General features: G+C 59.4%; 13 protein-coding genes, 4 tRNA genes and 2 pseudogenes. 15 read left to right on the top strand and 4 right to left on the bottom strand.

What is annotated here, in order from left to right:
- Window positions 1–13 precede the first annotated feature (13 nt).
- Window positions 14–2029 (top strand): excinuclease ABC subunit UvrB, encoded by a 2016-nt coding sequence (gene uvrB / locus FQ185_RS08845; protein ID WP_149417093.1) that lies wholly within the window; start codon window positions 14–16, stop codon window positions 2027–2029.
- A 66-nt stretch (window positions 2030–2095) separates the two neighbouring features.
- Here the strand turns inward: uvrB and FQ185_RS08840 are convergent.
- A pseudogene (locus tag FQ185_RS08840) lies at window positions 2096–3574 on the bottom strand (MDR family MFS transporter).
- A 61-nt stretch (window positions 3575–3635) separates the two neighbouring features.
- A pseudogene (locus FQ185_RS08835) lies at window positions 3636–4512 on the bottom strand (HlyD family secretion protein).
- A 219-nt stretch (window positions 4513–4731) separates the two neighbouring features.
- On the opposite strand from FQ185_RS08835, the gene gltX reads away from it, so the two are divergent.
- The 10 genes from gltX to FQ185_RS08785 all read left to right on the top strand — a co-directional run bounded on the left by gltX (window position 4732) and on the right by FQ185_RS08785 (window position 10662).
- A complete protein-coding gene (gene gltX, locus FQ185_RS08830) occupies window positions 4732–6213 on the top strand; it encodes a glutamate--tRNA ligase (RefSeq protein WP_149417092.1) in 1482 nt (493 codons plus the stop codon).
- Window positions 6214–6495: 282 nt separating this feature from the next.
- Window positions 6496–6571, top strand: a tRNA-Ala gene (locus tag FQ185_RS08825).
- Window positions 6572–6650: 79 nt separating this feature from the next.
- Window positions 6651–6726, top strand: a tRNA-Glu gene (locus FQ185_RS08820).
- Window positions 6727–6779: 53 nt separating this feature from the next.
- Window positions 6780–6855: transfer RNA gene (locus FQ185_RS08815), tRNA-Ala, on the top strand.
- 80 nt (window positions 6856–6935) lie between these two features.
- Window positions 6936–7011: transfer RNA gene (locus FQ185_RS08810), tRNA-Glu, on the top strand.
- A gap of 184 nt (window positions 7012–7195) precedes the next feature.
- Window positions 7196–7735: a TetR/AcrR family transcriptional regulator gene (locus tag FQ185_RS08805; protein ID WP_122838200.1), complete on the top strand. Its 540-nt coding sequence runs from the start codon at window positions 7196–7198 to the stop codon at window positions 7733–7735.
- A gap of 31 nt (window positions 7736–7766) precedes the next feature.
- Complete coding sequence (locus FQ185_RS08800; RefSeq protein ID WP_149417091.1) at window positions 7767–8600, top strand: alpha/beta fold hydrolase; 834 nt, start codon at window positions 7767–7769, stop codon at window positions 8598–8600.
- A 48-nt stretch (window positions 8601–8648) separates the two neighbouring features.
- The gene (locus FQ185_RS08795; RefSeq protein WP_123365482.1) at window positions 8649–9086 is read left to right on the top strand and encodes a thioesterase family protein; all 438 of its coding nucleotides are present in this window, start codon (window positions 8649–8651) and stop codon (window positions 9084–9086) included.
- A 51-nt stretch (window positions 9087–9137) separates the two neighbouring features.
- Window positions 9138–10097, top strand: coding sequence for a tRNA-dihydrouridine synthase (locus tag FQ185_RS08790; protein ID WP_149417090.1), 960 nt, complete (start codon window positions 9138–9140; stop codon window positions 10095–10097).
- A 118-nt stretch (window positions 10098–10215) separates the two neighbouring features.
- The gene (locus FQ185_RS08785; RefSeq protein ID WP_149417089.1) at window positions 10216–10662 is read left to right on the top strand and encodes an Hsp20 family protein; all 447 of its coding nucleotides are present in this window, start codon (window positions 10216–10218) and stop codon (window positions 10660–10662) included.
- 46 nt (window positions 10663–10708) lie between these two features.
- Here FQ185_RS08785 and FQ185_RS08780 read toward each other — a convergent pair whose 3' ends face one another.
- Together FQ185_RS08780 and FQ185_RS08775 are read right to left on the bottom strand one after the other, a co-directional pair.
- Window positions 10709–13987 (bottom strand): PAS domain S-box protein, encoded by a 3279-nt coding sequence (locus FQ185_RS08780; protein ID WP_149417088.1) that lies wholly within the window; start codon window positions 13985–13987, stop codon window positions 10709–10711.
- A gap of 66 nt (window positions 13988–14053) precedes the next feature.
- Window positions 14054–14944 (bottom strand): LysR family transcriptional regulator, encoded by an 891-nt coding sequence (locus FQ185_RS08775; protein ID WP_149417087.1) that lies wholly within the window; start codon window positions 14942–14944, stop codon window positions 14054–14056.
- A gap of 147 nt (window positions 14945–15091) precedes the next feature.
- On the opposite strand from FQ185_RS08775, the gene leuC reads away from it, so the two are divergent.
- From leuC to leuB, 4 genes are all read left to right on the top strand, one after another.
- Entirely contained in the window at window positions 15092–16510 is a 1419-nt protein-coding gene (gene leuC / locus FQ185_RS08770; RefSeq protein WP_149417086.1) for a 3-isopropylmalate dehydratase large subunit, read from the top strand.
- A gap of 10 nt (window positions 16511–16520) precedes the next feature.
- A complete protein-coding gene (leuD, locus tag FQ185_RS08765) occupies window positions 16521–17165 on the top strand; it encodes a 3-isopropylmalate dehydratase small subunit (protein ID WP_149417085.1) in 645 nt (214 codons plus the stop codon).
- Between the two features lie 143 nt (window positions 17166–17308).
- On the top strand, window positions 17309–18076 hold the full coding sequence (locus tag FQ185_RS08760; protein WP_149417084.1) for a class I SAM-dependent methyltransferase: 768 nt from the start codon (window positions 17309–17311) through the stop codon (window positions 18074–18076).
- 61 nt (window positions 18077–18137) lie between these two features.
- Window positions 18138–19220 carry a 3-isopropylmalate dehydrogenase gene (leuB, locus tag FQ185_RS08755; protein WP_149417083.1) on the top strand — a complete coding sequence of 361 codons (1083 nt, stop codon included), beginning with the start codon at window positions 18138–18140 and terminating at the stop codon, window positions 19218–19220.
- Window positions 19221–19269: the final 49 nt, after the last annotated feature.

Below are 19269 nucleotides of genomic sequence, written 5' to 3'. Positions count from 1 at the left end.
CGAGAGGTATTTCATGTCTGAATTCCAGCTAGTCACCCGCTTTGAGCCCGCCGGCGATCAGCCGGAAGCCATCCGCCTGATGGTCGAGGGTATCGAGGCCGGGTTGGCGCACCAGACGTTGCTCGGTGTGACCGGCTCGGGCAAGACCTTCAGCATCGCCAACGTGATCGCCCAGGTTCAGCGCCCGACCTTGGTGCTGGCGCCGAACAAGACCCTGGCCGCGCAGTTGTACGGTGAATTCAAGGCGTTCTTCCCGAACAACGCCGTCGAATATTTCGTCTCCTACTACGACTACTACCAGCCCGAAGCCTATGTGCCGTCGTCCGATACCTTCATCGAGAAAGATGCCTCGATCAACGACCACATCGAGCAGATGCGGCTCTCCGCGACCAAGGCGTTGCTGGAGCGCAAGGACGCGATCATCGTCACCACGGTGTCGTGCATCTATGGCTTGGGCAGCCCGGAAACCTATTTGAAGATGGTGCTGCACGTGGATCGCGGCGACAAGCTCGATCAGCGCGCGTTGCTGCGTCGTCTCGCCGACTTGCAATACACCCGCAACGACATGGATTTCGCCCGTGCGACTTTCCGGGTGCGCGGCGATGTGATTGATATCCACCCGGCGGAATCCGATTTCGAAGCGATCCGCATCGAACTCTTCGATGATGAAGTCGAGAAGATTTCCGCATTCGATCCGTTGACCGGCGAAGTCACCCGGCAGTTGCCGCGATTCACTTTCTATCCGAAAAGCCACTACGTGACGCCACGGGAAACCCTGCTGGGCGCCATCGAAGGGATCAAGGTCGAGCTTCAGGAGCGCCTGGACTACCTGCGTTCCAACAATAAACTGGTGGAAGCGCAGCGTCTTGAACAGCGCACCCGCTTTGACCTGGAGATGATTCTCGAACTGGGTTACTGCAACGGCATCGAAAACTACTCGCGCTACCTGTCGGGCCGTGCCTCCGGCGAGGCGCCACCGACCTTGTTTGACTACCTGCCGGCCGACGCCTTGCTGGTGATCGACGAATCCCACGTCAGCGTGCCGCAGGTCGGCGCCATGTATAAGGGTGATCGTTCGCGTAAAGAGACGCTGGTGGAATATGGTTTCCGTCTGCCGTCCGCGCTGGATAACCGGCCGATGCGTTTCGACGAGTTCGAAAACATCAGCCCGCAGACAATCTTTGTCTCGGCCACGCCGGGCAATTACGAGGCGGAACACGCGGGTCGTGTGGTCGAACAATTGGTTCGTCCGACTGGCTTGGTGGACCCGCAAATTGAGATCCGTCCGGCGCTGACCCAGGTCGACGATCTGCTCTCGGAAATCGGCAAGCGCGTGGCGCTGGAGGAGCGGGTGCTGGTTACCACGCTGACCAAGCGCATGTCCGAAGACTTGACCGATTACCTCGCTGATCACGGCGTGCGCGTGCGGTATCTGCACTCGGACATCGATACTGTGGAACGGGTCGAGATCATCCGCGATTTGCGCCTGGGCACTTTCGATGTGCTGGTGGGGATCAACCTGCTGCGCGAAGGTCTGGACATGCCGGAAGTCTCGCTGGTGGCGATTCTCGATGCGGACAAGGAAGGCTTCCTGCGTTCCGAACGCTCGCTGATCCAGACCATCGGTCGCGCGGCGCGGAACCTCAATGGCCGGGCGATTCTCTATGCGGATCGCATCACCGGCTCGATGGAGCGAGCGATCGGCGAAACCGAGCGTCGTCGCGACAAGCAGATTGCCTTCAACCTGGCCAACGGCATTACACCCAAAGGTGTGTTCAAGGACGTTGCCGACATCATGGAAGGCGCGACCGTGCCGGGTTCGCGCAGCAAGAAGCGCAAAGGCATGGCCAAGGCTGCCGAAGAAAACGCCAAGTACGAAGCCGAATTGCGCTCACCGGGCGAAATCGCCAAGCGTATTAAAGCCCTGGAAGAGAAGATGTACGCGTTAGCGCGGGATCTGGAATTTGAAGCCGCGGCGCAGATGCGCGATGAGATTGGCAAGTTGCGGGATCGGTTGATCACCGTTTGACAGGTGATCGTTCCCATACCTCGCGGTGATCATTCCCACGCGGAGCATGGGAACGATCGGCGGTGCTTAATGCGCTTCCCCTGCCTTCAGGCCCGCCGGTAACGCCTTGGTCAACAACACCGCCAACATGCTGATCCCCAGTGCAATCCCGACAAAGTGAAACGCATCGTTGTAAGCCATGATCGACGCCTGCTGATGCGCAATTCACTGAGCTTGCCCAGCGCCGCCGTCTCGTTGCCAAACCGATTCGTCAACGACGCCATCCGCTCCGCCACCTGCGGGTTGGTTGGCACAATGGCTTCACGCAAATAATCAAAGTAGGTCTTGGTTCGCGCATCCAGCAGCGTGGCGAGGAGGGCGATGCCAATCGCGCCGCCAAGGTTGCGCAGGATGTTGAACAGGCTCGACGCCGAACCCGCGTCCTGCGGCAGGATGTACGCCGTGGCGATCAACGAGATGGTCACCATGATCAACGGCTGGCCCAGCGCGCGGATGAGCTGGATCTGATTGAACTGCGGCCCGGCGAAGTCCGGGTTTAATACCCCGGATGAAAAACTCGCCAGCCCGAACAATCCGAAACCCAGCGTGCACAGCCATTTCGGCGAGACGTACTTCATCAGCTTCGGCACCAGCGGAATCAGAAACAGCTGCGGCACACCCATCCACATGATCACTTCGCCAATCTGCAAGGCGTTGTAGTTCTGGATCTGCGCCAGGTACAGCGGCAACAGATAGATCGAGCCGTATAACCCGACCCCTATTCCGATACTGGAAATGCTCGATAAACCGAAATTGCGATTACCCAGGATGCCGAGATTGATCAGCGGGTTGGGCTTGGAGAACTGCACGATCACAAAGGTAATCAGGCTGACCAGCGCAATGCTGCCCAGCGTCACGATCAGACTCGATTCCAGCCAGTCCTTGCGATGGCCTTCTTCCAGAAACACCTGCAAACAACCGAGGCCTACGCCCAGTGTAAGAATGCTCAGGTAGTCGGTGCTTTTCAGCAGTTCCCAGTGGGCTTCTTTCTTCTCCAGGCCATACATCAGGCCGGCGATCATGAGCAGGCCGGGTGGTATGTTGATGTAGAAAATGTATTCCCAACCCCAGTTCTCGGTCAGCCAGCCGCCTAGCGTCGGGCCGATTGAGGGGGCGAAGGTCGCGGTCATCGCGAACATCGCCATGCCTTTGGCGCGGTGGTGTTCGGGGAGTTTGATCAGCGTGAGGGTGAACGCCAGCGGAATCAGCGCACCGCCCGGTGAAGCCCTGCAAGGCGCGGAAGACAATCATGCTTTCCAGGCTCCAGGCCATGGAGCAGAGCAGGGACGCGGCGAGAAACCCGAGGGACACCCACACCGCCAGTCGCCGCGCCGAGAGCAACTGCACCAGCCAGGCGGTCAGCGGGATCATGATGATTTCCGCCACCAGGTACGACGTGGAAATCCATGAGCCTTCTTCCAGGGTCGCCGACAGTGCGCCCTGAATGTCCTTGAGCGATGAGTTGGTGATCTGGATGTCGAGAACCGCCATGAAGGCGCCGAGCATGACGCTCATTACAGCGATCCAGTCCCGTCGGGTCGGTTCGCCGACGGGGCGGATCAGTTGATCACCGCCCATCGTCAGAGGCGTCTTTGATGTTCACTTTTGCGGTGAGTGACATGCCCGGGCGGATCTTGCCGTGCAGCGGGTTGTCCGCGGCGAAGGTCAGTTTTACCGGAATCCGTGAAGTTGGCCTGAATCCAGATGTCTTGGTCGGGGACGATCGACATCAGATAAGCACCCACCTGCACGTACTGACCTTCGCGGGCGGCGCGCTGGCCGATCAGGCCGCTGATGGGCGCGTGGATTTCGCTGCGGGTCAGGTTCAGCTCAGCCTGGGCGAGATCGGTTTTGGCGTTGGCGATCATGGCGTCGAGGCGTTTGATCTCGGCGGCCAGGGAGGTGATTTGTTGACGCTGACTTTGTGCGTCTGCCTGGGCCTTGGTCACTTGCGAGCGGGCGATGTGGTTGTCGGCGGAGAGGGTGGTCACCCGTTCTTCTGAGACATAGCCGGGTTTGCGCAGGGTTTGCGCGCGAGACAAATCGATCTGCGAACGACCGAGGCTGGCTTGGCTGGAGGCGACTTGCGCGTCGCTGGCGGCAATCAGGCTGGCTTGCTGAGTCAGTTTGATTCGGGCTTGCAGGCGTTCGGCTTCGCGGGTGGCGAGGGTGGCGTTGGCGCGGTCGACGGCGAGGTGGAAGTCATCGCCTTCGAGCTTGATCAGCAGCTGACCTTTCTCGACGTGCTGGTTGTCCTGCACCAGTACTTGATCGATACGTGCGCCCAGTTGGCTCGACACGCGGGTGATTTCGCCCTGGACATAAGCGTTGTCGGTGCTTTCATAAAACCGTCCCTTGAAGAACCACTGGGCAAAAAAGCCCCCGGCAATCATCAGGACGATCAACAGGAAAATAAACAGGCGACGCTTGAGTTGGGCCGGCACGGGCAGACGGTAGTCGAGAAATTGTAAGGAAAGTTATCGGCGGTCAAATCTGGCATACAGCGAATGATGGGTAAATGCCATCGGCTGATAATCGGCCATTCACCAAGGCTGGAGCGCGTTGTAGACGCAACCTTGGCTTAAATGCCCAGCTCACTGGAGCCGGGCGGGCAACGCCTGTTACCATTCGCCCTTTGTTTTATCTTCATTTCGAGACTTGCCATGACCACCGTCCGCACTCGCATCGCGCCATCGCCTACCGGGGACCCCCACGTAGGTACCGCTTACATCGCTTTGTTCAACTACTGCTTTGCCAAGCAGCACGGCGGTGAGTTCATCCTGCGGATCGAAGACACTGACCAATTGCGCTCGACCCGCGAATCCGAACAACAAATTTTCGACGCCTTGCGCTGGTTGGGTATCGACTGGAGCGAAGGCCCGGACGTTGGCGGCCCGCACGGTCCTTACCGTCAGAGCGAGCGCGGCGACATCTATCAGAAGTACTGCCAGCAGCTGGTCGAAATGGGCCACGCTTTCCCGTGCTTCTGTACAGCTGAAGAGCTGGACCAGATGCGCGCCGAGCAAATGGCCCGCGGTGAAACCCCGCGTTACGACGGCCGTGCGCTGTTGCTGTCCAAGGAAGAAGTCGCGCGCCGTCTGGCCGCTGGCGAACCTCACGTGATCCGCATGAAAGTGCCGAGCGAAGGTGTTTGTGTGGTGCCGGACATGCTGCGTGGCGACGTCGAGATCCCGTGGGATCGCATGGACATGCAAGTGCTGATGAAGACCGACGGCCTGCCGACATACTTCCTGGCCAACGTGGTCGATGACCATCTGATGGGCATCACCCATGTTCTGCGCGGTGAAGAGTGGCTGCCATCGGCGCCAAAACTGATTCTGCTTTACGAATATTTCGGCTGGGAACAACCGCAGCTGTGCTATATGCCGCTGCTGCGTAACCCGGACAAGAGCAAGCTGTCCAAGCGCAAGAACCCGACCTCGGTGACGTTCTATGAGCGCATGGGTTTCATGCCGGAAGCGATGCTCAACTATTTGGGCCGCATGGGCTGGTCGATGCCGGACGAGCGCGAGAAGTTCTCGTTGCAGGAAATGGTCGATAACTTTGATCTGAGCCGTGTCTCCCTGGGCGGGCCGATTTTCGACATCGAGAAGCTGTCGTGGCTTAACGGCCAGTGGCTGCGTGACCTACCGGTGGAAGAGTTCGCCTCCCGGCTGCAGACCTGGGCGCTGAACCCGGAATACATGATGAAAATCGCACCGCACGTGCAGGGCCGGGTTGAAACCTTCAGCCAGGTCGCACCGCTGGCCGGGTTCTTCTTCGCCGGTGGCGTGAGCCCGGACGCCAAGCTGTTCGAATCCAAGAAGCTCTCGAGCGATCAGGTTCGTCAGTTGATGCAGTTGATTCTGTGGAAACTGGAAAGCCTGCGTCAGTGGGAGAAGGACAGCATCACCGCAACGATTCAAGCGGTGGTCGAATCCCTGGAGCTGAAGCTGCGTGACGCCATGCCGCTGATGTTTGCCTCGATCACTGGCCAGGCCAGTTCGGTGTCGGTGCTCGATGCGATGGAAATCCTCGGTCCGGATTTGACTCGTTTCCGTCTGCGCCAGGCGATCGACTTGCTGGGCGGCGTGTCGAAGAAGGAAAACAAGGAGTGGGAAAAACTGTTGGGCAACATCGCCTGATTCCCAGCGTTCCCCTGTAGCAGCTGCCGAAGGCTGCGTTGGGCTGCGCAGCGGCCCCAAAGGCCGCTGCGCAATCTTTCCGAAAGGGCAGGGCGCCCGGATTGCGAGCGCTGCGCACGCGAACGCAGCCTGCGGCAGCTGCTACAGGGACGGATACACCCCGGATTTACGGGGAAGGGCGGTAAGTGATTGTTATGTCGGCAAAAAACTTTGAAATATTTTAAAAATAAGTTTGACAGCCTTCCGATGCGCCATTAAGATTCGCCCCGTCCTCAGCGATGAGGGGCTATAGCTCAGCTGGGAGAGCGCTTGCATGGCATGCAAGAGGTCGACGGTTCGATCCCGTCTAGCTCCACCAATTTACACTTCAAGGTCTGGCCACACCGGTCTTGAAGCGATCAACTCTAAGGGTTGATCTGTTGTATAGAAGGGTTTGCGTCCCCTTCGTCTAGTGGCCTAGGACACCGCCCTTTCACGGCGGTAACAGGGGTTCGAGTCCCCTAGGGGACGCCAGTTTTACAGAAGCGATGTTGCAAGATGTCGCTCCGCCGCGAGGCGAAAAATCCGGGGCTTTAGCTCAGCTGGGAGAGCGCCTGCATGGCATGCAGGAGGTCAGCGGTTCGATCCCGCTAAGCTCCACCAATTTTACAGTTCAAGGTCTGGCCACACCGGCCTTGAATCGATCAGCTCTCAGCACTGATCAGTTGTATAGAAGGTTTTGCGTCCCCTTCGTCTAGTGGCCTAGGACACCGCCCTTTCACGGCGGTAACAGGGGTTCGAGTCCCCTAGGGGACGCCACGATTACCCGCTCTGCGGGATTTTATAAGGGTCATTCAATTATTGAATGGCCCTTTTGTTTGTCTGGCGTTTGGCCAAAATCCCTCATTTCTTTCAAACTGTTCTTCAGACCAGCGGTCACATCCACGACTTGCGGAAAATTATTATGAGAATAATATTCTAGTCGTAATATTCGGAGGCAACGATGAACGATAAAAAAGCTCAAACCCGCGAACGCATCCTTAAGGCCGCCAGCGCAGCGCTGATTCAGCGTGGCCCGGCCGAACCGAGCGTGGGCGAAGTGATGGGCGCGGCCGGCCTGACCGTCGGCGGCTTCTACGCACACTTCGAAAGCAAGGACGCGATGATGCTGGAAGCGTTCAAGCAGTTGCTCGGTCACCGTCGTGGCTTGATCGCCGACATGGATGCCGAATTGACCGGCGAAGAACGTCGCGCACTGGTGGCTGCGTTTTACCTGTCGCGCAAACACCGTGACTCCTCTGATTCAGCGTGCCCGATCCCGGCCTCGGTCGGTGAGCTGGGTCGTTTGCCGGACGAATTTCGTGTGGCGTTGAATGAGCACGTGGAAATGATGGTCGCGCAATTGGCGGCCAGTCCGGAAGAGACCGACAAAGCTTTGGCCGACATGGCCTTGATGGTCGGTGGTTTGGCCCTGGCACGGGCGCTTGGGCCAGGAGAGTTGTCCGACCGATTGCTACGCGCCGCCAAGTCTGCGGTGCTGTGACCTAAAGGCATTAGCCTGAGGAGTGAGAGCGATGAGCACGTTGAAGTGGGTTCGTGGCGTTAATGGCACCTTGGGCTGGTTTGCACCGAAACTGGTGGCGAGCAAAATGCGACTGGCATTCATGACGCCACGGGACTTTCCGCCGCGTGACTGGGAGCTGCCGCTGCTGGCCAAATCGGAACGCATCACCCTGCGCTTCGGTCTCTCGGCGCTGCGTTGGGGGCAAGGCCCTGCGGTGTTATTGATGCACGGTTGGGAAGGTCGGCCAACGCAGTTTGCCAGCCTCATCAACGCACTGGTCGATGCCGGTTACACCGTGGTTGCGCTGGACGGTCCGGCTCACGGTCGCTCTCCTGGTAACGAGGCCAATGTGGTGCTGTTCGCCCGAGCCATGCTTGAAGCGGCGGCCGAGTTGCCACCTCTGCAAGCGGTCATCGGTCACTCCATGGGCGGCGCCAGTGCCATGCTCGCAGTCCAGCTGGGCTTGCGCACCGAAACCCTGGTCACAATCGCCGCTCCAGCGCGCATTCTCGGTGTACTGCGCGGTTTCGCGCGCTATGTGGGGCTGCCACCGAAGGCCCGTTCAGCGTTCATTCGTCAGGTCGAGAAAGACGTCGGCATGCGCGCTGCGACGCTGGATGTCGCGCACTATCAGCTCGACATGCCTGGCTTGATCGTTCACGCCGAAGATGACCACTACGTTTCGGTCAAGGAGTCCCAGTTGATCAACGAGGCCTGGTTCGACAGTCGCCTGTTGCGCCTGGAGGAGGGTGGTCATCAGCGGGTACTGGCGGATCCTCGGGTGATTGATGGCGTGCTATCACTGTTGGCCGGTCGCAGTCTGCAATCGCGCCAATCGGCCTGAGCATCCGTTACACTGCCCCGGTTGAAATCATCTGACCGGGAGTGGGGCATGGGCTGGGATCGGGCAACGCCATTTATCATTGATCTGGAAGTCGGCGCCGAAGACATCGATGGGTTGGGGCACGCCAATAACGCGGTGTACGTGACCTGGCTCGAACGCTGTGCCTGGCGCCACTCTCAGCGGCTCGGCCTGGACCTGGTCGAGTACCGTCGGCTGGATCGGGCGATGGCGGTGGTGCGGCACGAGATCGATTACCTGGCGGCCGCCTATGAAGGCGATGAGTTGCAATTGGCGACCTGGATCGTCGATTGGGACCAGCGCCTGAAAATGACCCGGCACTTCCAGCTGAAACGCCCTAGCGATAACACCACGCTGTTGCGGGCGCAAACCACGTTCGTTTGCATCGAACTGTCGACCGGCAAGCCCAAGCGCATGCCAGCGGAATTCATCGAGGGCTACGGCCCCGCGTTGCAAGTCGCGATCTAATCGACGCTTTCGAGTAAACTGCCGCACGTTTTTTCGTTGAGTGTGTTTTTCATGCAAATTGCTTTGGCGCCCATGGAGGGGTTGGTCGACAACATCCTGCGGGACGTGCTGACTCGTGTGGGCGGTATCGATTGGTGCGTGACCGAGTTCATTCGGATCAACGATCAATTGCTAACGCCTGCCTATTACCACAAGTTCGGCCCGGAACTGCTGAACGGCGCGCGCACCGCGTCGGGCGTGCCGTTGCGGGTTCAGCTGTTGGGTTCCGATCCAGTGTGCCTGGCGGAAAACGCGGCGCTGGCTTGCGAATTGGGTTCCGAAGTTATCGACCTGAATTTCGGCTGCCCGGCCAAGACCGTCAACAAGTCCCGCGGCGGCGCGGTGCTGCTCAAAGAACCTGAACTGCTCAACGAGATCGTCGAACACGTGCGTCGCGCTGTTCCGGCGCACATTCCGGTGACCGCCAAGATGCGCCTCGGTTTCGACAGCCCGGATGGTGCGCTGGTCTGCGCCACCGCCCTGGCCGAAGGTGGCGCGGCGCACATCGTGGTGCATGCGCGGACTAAAACCGACGGCTACAAGCCGCCGGCCCACTGGGAATGGATCCCCCGGGTACAGGACGTGGTCAAGGTTCCGGTGTTCGCCAATGGCGACATCTGGAGCGTCGAGGACTGGCGTCGTTGCCGCGAAATCAGCGGCGTCGAGGACATCATGCTCGGTCGCGGCCTGGTTTCGCGCCCGGATTTGGCGCGGCAAATCGTAATGGCGCGGGCTGGTGAGGACGTCGTCGAGATGACCTGGGCCGAGCTGCTGCCATTGATTCAGGACTTCTGGCTGCAAGCCAAGGCGCAGATGACACCACGCCAATCGCCGGGTCGCTTGAAGCAGTGGCTGGCGATGCTGACCCGTAATTATCCCGAAGCGGTCGAGCTGTTCACCGTGCTGCGTCGTGAGACCGACCTGGATCAGGTCTCGCGTTTACTGGGTCTTCGGGTACTCGAAGCCGCCTGAAAAAATCTGAAATCAATCTCTTGAAAAGCAATCAGCGGTCCTTATTTAAGGATTACGCGATGCCGAATTCGGGTCGCGGAGACAAAAAACTTGCTGATCTTTTCAGGAGATTTGAATCATGACTACTGCATTTTCCATGGCACCGCTGTTCCGTTCCTCGGTAGGTTTCGACCGTTTCAATGACTTGTTCGAAACCGCTCTGCGCAACGAGCCGGGCAGCGCCTACCCACCTTACAACGTCGAAAAACACGGTGACGACCAATACCGCATCGTCGTCGCGGCCGCCGGTTTCCAGGAAGAAGACCTGGAGCTGCAAGTCGAGAAGGGCGTGCTGACCATCAGTGGCGGTAAACGTGACGCGACTGAAGGCGTGACGTTCCTGCATCAAGGCATCGCCCAGCGTGCGTTCAAGCTGTCGTTCCGCTTGGCGGATCACATCGAGATCAAGACCGCTGACCTGCGCAACGGACTGTTGAGCATCGACCTGCTGCGCATGATTCCGGAAGAGGCGAAAGCCAAACGCATCCCGATCAACGGGACGCAAAAACCAGCTCTGCAGCACTGAGTCAGAGCAATGAAAAGGGCGCCACTGGCGCCCTTTTTTGTGCCCGTCACTTGAGCAGTTTTTGAAACTCATCCACTGGCAGCGGTGGGCTGTGCAAATACCCTTGATAAAAATGGCAGCCCAGCCCCTGCAAGAATTCCAGCTGTTCTGGCGTCTCCACCCCTTCGGCAATCACTTTCAATTCCAGGCTCCGAGCCATGGCGACGATCGCGCGGATGATCTCGGCGTCGTTGGGGTCGGTGGTGGCATCGCGGATAAACGACTGGTCGATTTTCAGGGTGTCGACCGGCAGGCGCTTGAGGTAGGTCAGCGAAGAATAACCGGTGCCGAAATCGTCCATCGCAAAGCTCACCCCGAGTTTTTTCAGGCGACGCATTTTGCTGATGGTGTCTTCCAGGTTCTGGATGACGATGCCTTCGGTGATTTCCAGTTTCAGCAGCGAGCAGGGCAGGCCGTGGCTGACGAGGCTGTGTTCGATACGCTCGACGAAATCGTTCTGGCGGAATTGCCGCGGGCTGATATTGACGCACAAGCTGAAGTCGAGCGGGTCCAGCAGGCCTTTGGCGGTCAATTGTTTGAACGCCTCGCAGGCGTCATCGATGATCCAGGTACCGACTTCCAGAATCAGCCCGCTGTCCTCCAGCACTTTGATGAACTCGGTGGGTGATTGCGCGCCGAGTTCGGGGTGGTTCCAGCGCACAAGCGCTTCGGCGCCGACGATGCGGTCGCTCCGGGCGTCCACCTGTGGTTGGTAGTGCACGCGGAACTCGCCCCGGGAAAGGGCCAGGCGCAGGTCGGTTTCCATGCGCAGGCGTTCGCTCGCCGCTTTTTGCATGGTGTTGTGGTACATCTGCGTGGTATTGCGGCCTGAATCCTTGGCCCGGTAGAGGGCGATGTCGGCGCGTTTGAGCAGGTCGGTCGGGGTCGAGCCGTGATCGGGGATCAGCGCGATGCCGATGCTCGGGGTCACTTGCAGGCGTTGTCCGTCGAGGAACATCGGCTCCGACAGCAGTTCACGCAAGGTGTCCGCCAGCTCCCGAACCTGTTCGCTGACTTCGTTGCGCGAGCCTTCGAGGCCGCTGAGCAGCACCACGAATTCGTCACCGCCCAGCCGTGCGACGGTGTCCTCCATGCGCACGCTGGCTTCAAGGCGCGCAGTGATGATTTTCAACACCGTATCGCCCACCGGATGGCCGAGCGAATCATTGATGTGCTTGAAGTGATCGAGGTCGAGAAACATCAAGGCTCCGCGCAGGTTGTGGCGCTTGAGCAGGGCAATCTGCTGGCTCAGGCGGTCCATCAGCAGCGCGCGATTGGGCAGGTTGGTCAGCGGGTCGTGGTAGGCCAGGTGACGGATCTGCGCTTCAGCGTTTTTCAGCAGGCTGACGTCGCGAGCGGTCAATAGCAGGCAAGCAGTTTCGTTGAGGGTGATCGGCTCCACCGAGACTTCGACGGTCAGCAACTCGCCGCGCTTGTTGCGCCCAAGCATTTCCTGATGGTGTACCCGGCCCTTGATCTGCAGTTCAGCCAGCAGCTCCGAGCGTTGTTTCTCTTCTGCCCAAATACCCACCTGATACACCGTGCGGCCGACCACTTCATCGGCGCGGTAGCCCGTCAGACGGCAGAAGCCGTCGTTGACCTCCAGATAGCGCCCGGTGTCTCGCTCGGTGATGGTGATGGCGTCGGGGCTTGAGTGGAACGCCTTGGCGAATTTCTCTTCGCTGGCCTTGAGCGCCGCTTCCGAGCGTTGTTGCTGGGTGATATCGCGCAGGGTCGTGACGATGCACGGTTGGTCGCCGACGCTGATCTGTCGGCTGGAAATCACGCAGGTCAGGGATTGCCCGTCCTTGTGCTGAACGACGATGGCTACGTTGTTCAGCCCTTGTTCGCGGATCACTTGTTCGATCCGTCGCAGGCTTTTCGCCGAGGCGTCCCACAAGCCGATTTCGTCGCCACTGCGGCCAATCACGTCGGTGGCGCTCCAGCCAAAGGTCTGCGAAAAACTGGAGTTGATTTCGATGAACTGGCCGGAGTCCTGGTGAGTCACGCAGATCGGGTCCGGGCTGACCTGGAACAAAGTGGCGAATTTCTCTTCGGACGCCACCAGCCGCTGTTCGCGCTCCACCTGATCGGTGATGTCGAGCAGGGTGCCGGCCATGCGCAGCGGGGCACCATTTTCATCGCGGTAGAGCCGCGCGCGGCTTTCCAGATAGCGCGAACTGCCATCCGCCAGCTGCACGCGGTAGGTCAGCTGATAGTTGCCGGCCGGGCCTTCGCGCAGACTGCGGTAGGCATCGCGCATGCTGCCGCGTTCTTCATCGGGTACGCCTTCGAAAAACGCATCGAAGGATTCATGGAAGGGTTTGGCTTCCAGTCCGTGCAATTGCGCGGCGCGGGCCGAGCCGTAAAGCATGCCGCTGGGAATATGCCAGTCCCAGGTGCCGAGTTGCGCCGAGTCCAGCGCCAGGTCGAGGCGCTCCTGGCTGTCTTTCAGGGCAAGCTCGGCGGCTTTGCGTTCGGTGGTGTCGAGAAACGTACTCAGCAGAAACGGCTGGCCTTCGAGTTCGACCTTTTGAGCGCTGAGGATGCCGTCATGGACTTGGCCATTGCTGGCGCGAAACTGCACCTCCATGCTGACCAGTTCGCCTTTGGCCTTGGTGGCCTTGACCAGTTGTGCCCGTTGCTCCGGGTGCACCCACAGGCCCAGTTCCACGGTGGTGCGGCCAATGGCGTCCTGCACCGGCCAGCCGAACAGGCTTTCGAAATACTGGTTGGCTTCGGTGATCAAGCCGTCTTCCTGACGGGTCAGCAGCACCATGTTCGGGCACAGGTGAAACAGCGTCGCGAAGCGTTTTTCCGAGCTGCTCAGCGCCTGTTCGCGCTGGCGCTGATGGGTGATTTCGCGGATCACCCCGATCATGCGCGGCCGGCCATGTTTGTCCGGCAGCAGGCTGCCGTTGATCTCCAGCCAGTGCAGGCTGCCGTCGGGCCAGCGAATGCGGTGGTGCATTGCCTGTTCCAGCGGCGCACCGGCAATCACCGCGTCGAAGGCGCGTATGGTTTTCGCCCGATCCTCCGGCGGCAACAAATCGAGGTATTCCAGATCGGCCGGCAATGGCTGCCTGGGATCGAAACCGAACAACGCCTGGGTGCCCCGGGACCAACTGATCTGCCCGCGTTCGATGTCCCAATACCAGGCACCCAACCGTGCCCCGTTGAGGGCGGCCAGCAATTGCGGCGCACTTTCCCAGCTCTGCTCCGACCGTTTTGGGTCAAGCGCTTGTATACGCGGCATCGGCGGAATACGGTCAACAGATTTCGGCATTGGCAAGCCTTGGGCTGAATTGGGCGTTAGGCACAGGAATTCGCGGCTCTATAGCAGTAGCACAACTTAGCCTTGAGTCCCTGGCAGATCGTTTTGTGCATCCAGCAAGGCCATAAAAGCCCTTGCGGCATTCGACAGCGTCCGTTCGGTGTGCAGGATATAGCCTAGCTGGCGAGTGAGTTGTATGCCCGGCAAAGGTATTCGTGCAACTTGATCATCGAGCATGGTGCGCGGCAATACGCTCCAGGCCAGGCCGATCGATACCATCATCTTGATGGTTTCCAGATAGTTGGTGCTCATGGCGATGTTGGGCGTCAGGCCCTGAGTCTCGAACAGACGACGGACAATGTGGTGAGTAAAGGTATTGCCGCCGGGGAATACCGCGGGATGCAGGGCGATATCCGTCAAAGTGACCGGGCCGTTGCTGATCAGCGAATGCTCCGGGGCGACCACGAAATCCAGCGGGTCATCCCACACTGGCGTGGCTTTAACCAGTGCGTGAGGTTCTGGCGCCAGGGTGATGACCGCCAATTCGGCGCGGCCGTGGAGGATTTCTTCGTAGGCCACTTCCGAATCCAGAAACTGAATATCCAGCGCCACCTGTGGGTAACGTCGGGTGAACTCCCTTAATAAGGGCGGCAAGCGGTGCAGGCCGATGTGGTGGCTGGTGGCCAGGGTCAGGCGGCCGGACACTTCGCCGCTCAGGTTGGTCAGGGCGCGGCGGGTGTCATCGAGCACGTTGAGGATCTGATAGGCGCGCGGCAGCAAAGCGCGTCCGGCCTCGGTCAGGCCCACCTCACGACCGAGGCGATCAAACAGACGCACTTTCAATTGTTGCTCCAGCCCGGCGATACGTTTACTGATGGCCGGTTGCGTCAGGTGCAGTCGTTCACCAGCACCGGAGAAGCTCCCGGTCTCGGCAATCGCGATAAAAGCATTGAGGTTGGCCAGATCCATTGTTGTATTCCAGTTGGTTATCCAAAGTATAAAAAATATGAATTTGAGTTATTTAATGTAACCCCCTAGGATCGACCTCACAAGCCAAGGGGTTATTGAATCACTCAAGACCCAGGGCATAGAAACAAGCTGATGAGGAACCGTCTGATGGCCGGCAAAACGCTTTACGACAAGCTCTGGGACTCCCATGAAGTGAAACGGCGCGACGATGGGTCGTCGCTGATCTATATCGACCGCCACATCATCCATGAAGTGACTTCGCCCCAAGCTTTCGAAGGCCTGCGCCTGGCCGGGCGCAAGCCTTGGCGCGTTGATTCGATCATCGCCACCCCGGACCACAACGTGCCGACCACGCCGGATCGCAAGGGCGGCATCGAAGCGATTACCGACCAGGTCTCGCGTTTGCAGGTGCAAACCCTCGATGACTACTGCGACGAATATGGCATCACTGAATTCAAAATGAATGACGTGCGTCAGGGCATCGTTCATGTGATCGGCCCGGAGCAGGGTGCCACCTTGCCGGGCATGACCGTGGTTTGCGGCGACTCGCACACTTCCACTCACGGTGCGTTTGGTGCCTTGGCCCACGGCATCGGCACTTCCGAGGTCGAGCATGTGTTCGCCACGCAATGCCTGGTGGCCAAGAAAATGAAAAACATGCTGGTGTCGGTCGAGGGCAAATTGCCGTTCGGCGTGACCGCCAAAGACATCGTGCTGGCCGTTATCGGCAAGATCGGCACCGCCGGCGGTAACGGCCACGCCATCGAGTTCGCTGGCAGCGCGATTCGCGATTTGTCCGTCGAAGGCCGCATGACCATCTGCAACATGTCCATCGAGGCCGGTGCTCGTGTTGGGCTGGTGGCTGCCGACGAAAAAACCGTGGCTTACGTCAAGGGCCGTCCATTTGCCCCGAAAGGTGCGGAATGGGACATGGCGGTCGAGGCCTGGAAAGATTTGGTCTCCGACACCGATGCAGTATTCGACACCGTGGTCGAGCTCGACGCGACTCAGATCAAACCACAAGTCAGTTGGGGCACTTCGCCCGAGATGGTCTTGGCGGTTGATCAGAACGTGCCGGACCCGGCGAAGGAAATGGACCTCGTCAAACGCGGCTCCATCGAACGCGCCTTGAAATACATGGGTTTGAGCGCCAATCAGGCGATCACCGACATTCAGCTGGACCGTGTATTTATCGGTTCCTGCACCAACTCACGGATCGAAGACCTGCGCGCTGCTGCGGTGATCGCCAAAGGCCGCAAGGTGGCTTCGACCATCAAGCAGGCCATCGTGGTGCCGGGCTCGGGCCTGGTGAAGGCGCAAGCCGAGGCTGAAGGCCTGGACAAGATTTTCCTCGAAGCCGGTTTCGAGTGGCGTGAACCGGGTTGCTCGATGTGCCTGGCGATGAACCCGGACCGTTTGGAGTCGGGCGAGCATTGCGCATCGACCTCCAACCGCAACTTCGAAGGGCGTCAGGGTGCCGGTGGCCGTACGCACCTGGTCAGCCCGGCCATGGCCGCGGCGGCTGCCGTCAACGGTCGTTTCATCGACGTTCGCGAACTGATCTGAGGAACCGCACATGAGAGCTTTTACCCAACACACCGGTTTGGTCGCGCCATTGGACCGTGCCAACGTCGACACCGATCAGATCATTCCGAAGCAATTCTTGAAGTCGATCAAGCGCACCGGTTTTGGCCCGAACCTGTTTGACGAATGGCGTTACCTGGACGTGGGCTATGCCTACCAGGACAACTCCAAGCGTCCGCTGAACAAGGATTTCGTGCTCAACGCCGAGCGTTATCAAGGCGCCAGCGTGCTGCTGGCCCGCGAGAACTTCGGTTGCGGCTCCAGCCGTGAGCACGCGCCATGGGCGTTGGAAGAGTACGGTTTCCGCAGCATCATCGCTCCGAGCTATGCCGACATCTTCTACAACAACAGCTTCAAGAACGGCTTGCTGCCGATCATCTTGAGCGACGCTGAAGTGGATGAGCTGTTCCAGCAGGTCGAGGCGAATCCTGGCTACGAGTTGACGGTTGACCTGCAAGCCCAGACCGTGACCCGGCCTGATGGCAAGGCCTACAAATTCGAATTGGACGAGTTCCGCAAGCATTGCCTGGTGAATGGTCTGGATGACATCGGCCTGACGTTGATGGATCACGAAGCGATTGCATCGTTTGAAAGCAAACACCGGGCGAGCCAGCCGTGGTTGTTTCGTGACGTTTGATTTTGTGTAAGGCGTAATTACGCCATCGCGGGCAAGCCCGCTCCCACAGGTTTTGTGAACGGCGAAAATCACTGTGGGAGCGGGCTTGCCCGCGATGAGGCCAGAACTGACACCACAAGGCTAAACCCCAAAAGGAAGTCCCCATGACCAGCAACGCCCAGCACAGCCAGGTTGTACAAAAGCAATTCGGTGAACAGGCCTCGGCCTACCTGAGCAGCGCCGTACACGCTCAAGGCACCGAATTCGCACTGCTACAGGCCGAACTGGCAGGGCAGGGCGATGCTCGAGTGCTGGACCTGGGTTGCGGCGCCGGTCATGTGAGTTTCCACGTGGCATCGTTGGTCAAGGAAGTGGTGGCTTACGATCTGTCGCAGCAAATGCTCGATGTGGTCACTGCGGCCGCCGTCGATCGCGGTTTGAGCAACGTGTCCACGGTTAATGGTGCCGCCGAGCGCCTGCCATTCGCCGATGGCGAGTTCGATTTCGTCTTCAGTCGCTATTCGGCACACCACTGGAGCGATCTCGGCCTGGCCCTGCGGGAAGTGCGTCGGGTGCTGAAACCGGGCGGGGTGGCGGCGTTCATCGACGTGTTGTCACCGGGCAGTCCATTGTTCGACACTTACCTGCAAAGCGTCGAAGTGCTGCGCGACACCAGTCACGTGCGCGATTATTCCGCCGGCGAGTGGTTGCGTCAGGTCAGTGAAGCGGGGTTGCATACCCGTAGCACCACCCGTCAACGGCTGCGTCTGGAGTACACCTCCTGGGTCGAGCGCATGCGCACGCCAGAAGTGATGCGTGCGGCAATCCGCGAGTTGCAGCAATCGATGGGTAATGAAGTGCGCGAATATTTTGAGATTGAGGCCGATGGTTCGTTCAGTACCGACGTGCTGGTACTGATGGCTGAAAAATAAGCGTCAAACGACTTTTTCCGGGCGTGCCCATGGGCGCACCGACTGATGACATGAGGAAAGCATGAGCAAGCAGATTCTGATTCTCCCAGGTGACGGTATTGGCCCGGAAATCATGGCCGAAGCAGTCAAGGTGCTGGAACTGGCGAACGACAAGTACAGCCTGGGCTTCGAGCTGAGCCATGACGTAATTGGCGGCGCAGCCATCGACAAGCACGGCGTGCCGCTGGCTGACGAAACCCTGGAACGTGCCCGTGCGGCTGATGCTGTTCTGCTGGGCGCGGTGGGCGGTCCGAAATGGGACGCAATCGAGCGTGACATCCGCCCTGAGCGCGGCCTGCTGAAAATCCGTGCGCAACTGGGCCTGTTCGGCAACCTGCGTCCGGCGATCCTGTACCCGCAACTGGCCGAGGCGTCGAGCCTGAAGCCTGAAATCGTGGCTGGCCTGGACATCCTGATCGTCCGCGAACTGACCGGCGGCATCTACTTCGGCGCTCCGCGTGGCACTCGCACGCTGGAAAACGGCGAGCGTCAGTCCTACGACACGCTGCCTTACAGCGAAAGCGAAATCCGCCGTATCGCCCGTGTCGGTTTCGACATGGCCATGGTCCGCGGCAAGAAGCTGTGCTCGGTGGACAAGGCCAATGTGCTGGCCTCAAGCCAGCTGTGGCGTGAAATCGTCGAAGAAGTGGCCAAGGATTACCCTGAAGTCGAACTGAGCCACATGTACGTCGATAACGCTGCAATGCAGTTGGTGCGTGCGCCGAAGCAGTTCGACGTGATCGTCACCGACAACCTGTTCGGCGACATCCTGTCCGACCAGGCGTCGATGCTCACCGGTTCCATCGGCATGCTGCCGTCGGCGTCGCTGGATACCCATAACAAAGGCATGTACGAGCCGTGCCACGGCTCTGCGCCGGACATCGCGGGCAAAGGCATTGCCAACCCGTTGGCGACCATTTTGTCGGTGTCGATGATGTTGCGTTACAGCTTCAATCAGCAGGGTGCGGCCGACGCGATCGAGAAGGCCGTTAGTCTGGTATTGGACCAAGGTCTGCGCACGGGCGACATCTGGTCGGCCGGTTGCACTAAAGTCGGTACGCAGGAAATGGGCGACGCAGTAGTCGCCGCGCTGCGGAATCTGTAATCTCTCGGGCCCGCTGCAACTTTCACTCTTGAAAGCAGCGGCCCACTTT

Source organism: Pseudomonas sp. ANT_H12B, assembly GCF_008369325.1.
Lineage (GTDB): Bacteria > Pseudomonadota > Gammaproteobacteria > Pseudomonadales > Pseudomonadaceae > Aquipseudomonas.
This window is presented reverse-complemented; position numbering and strand designations above follow the sequence as displayed.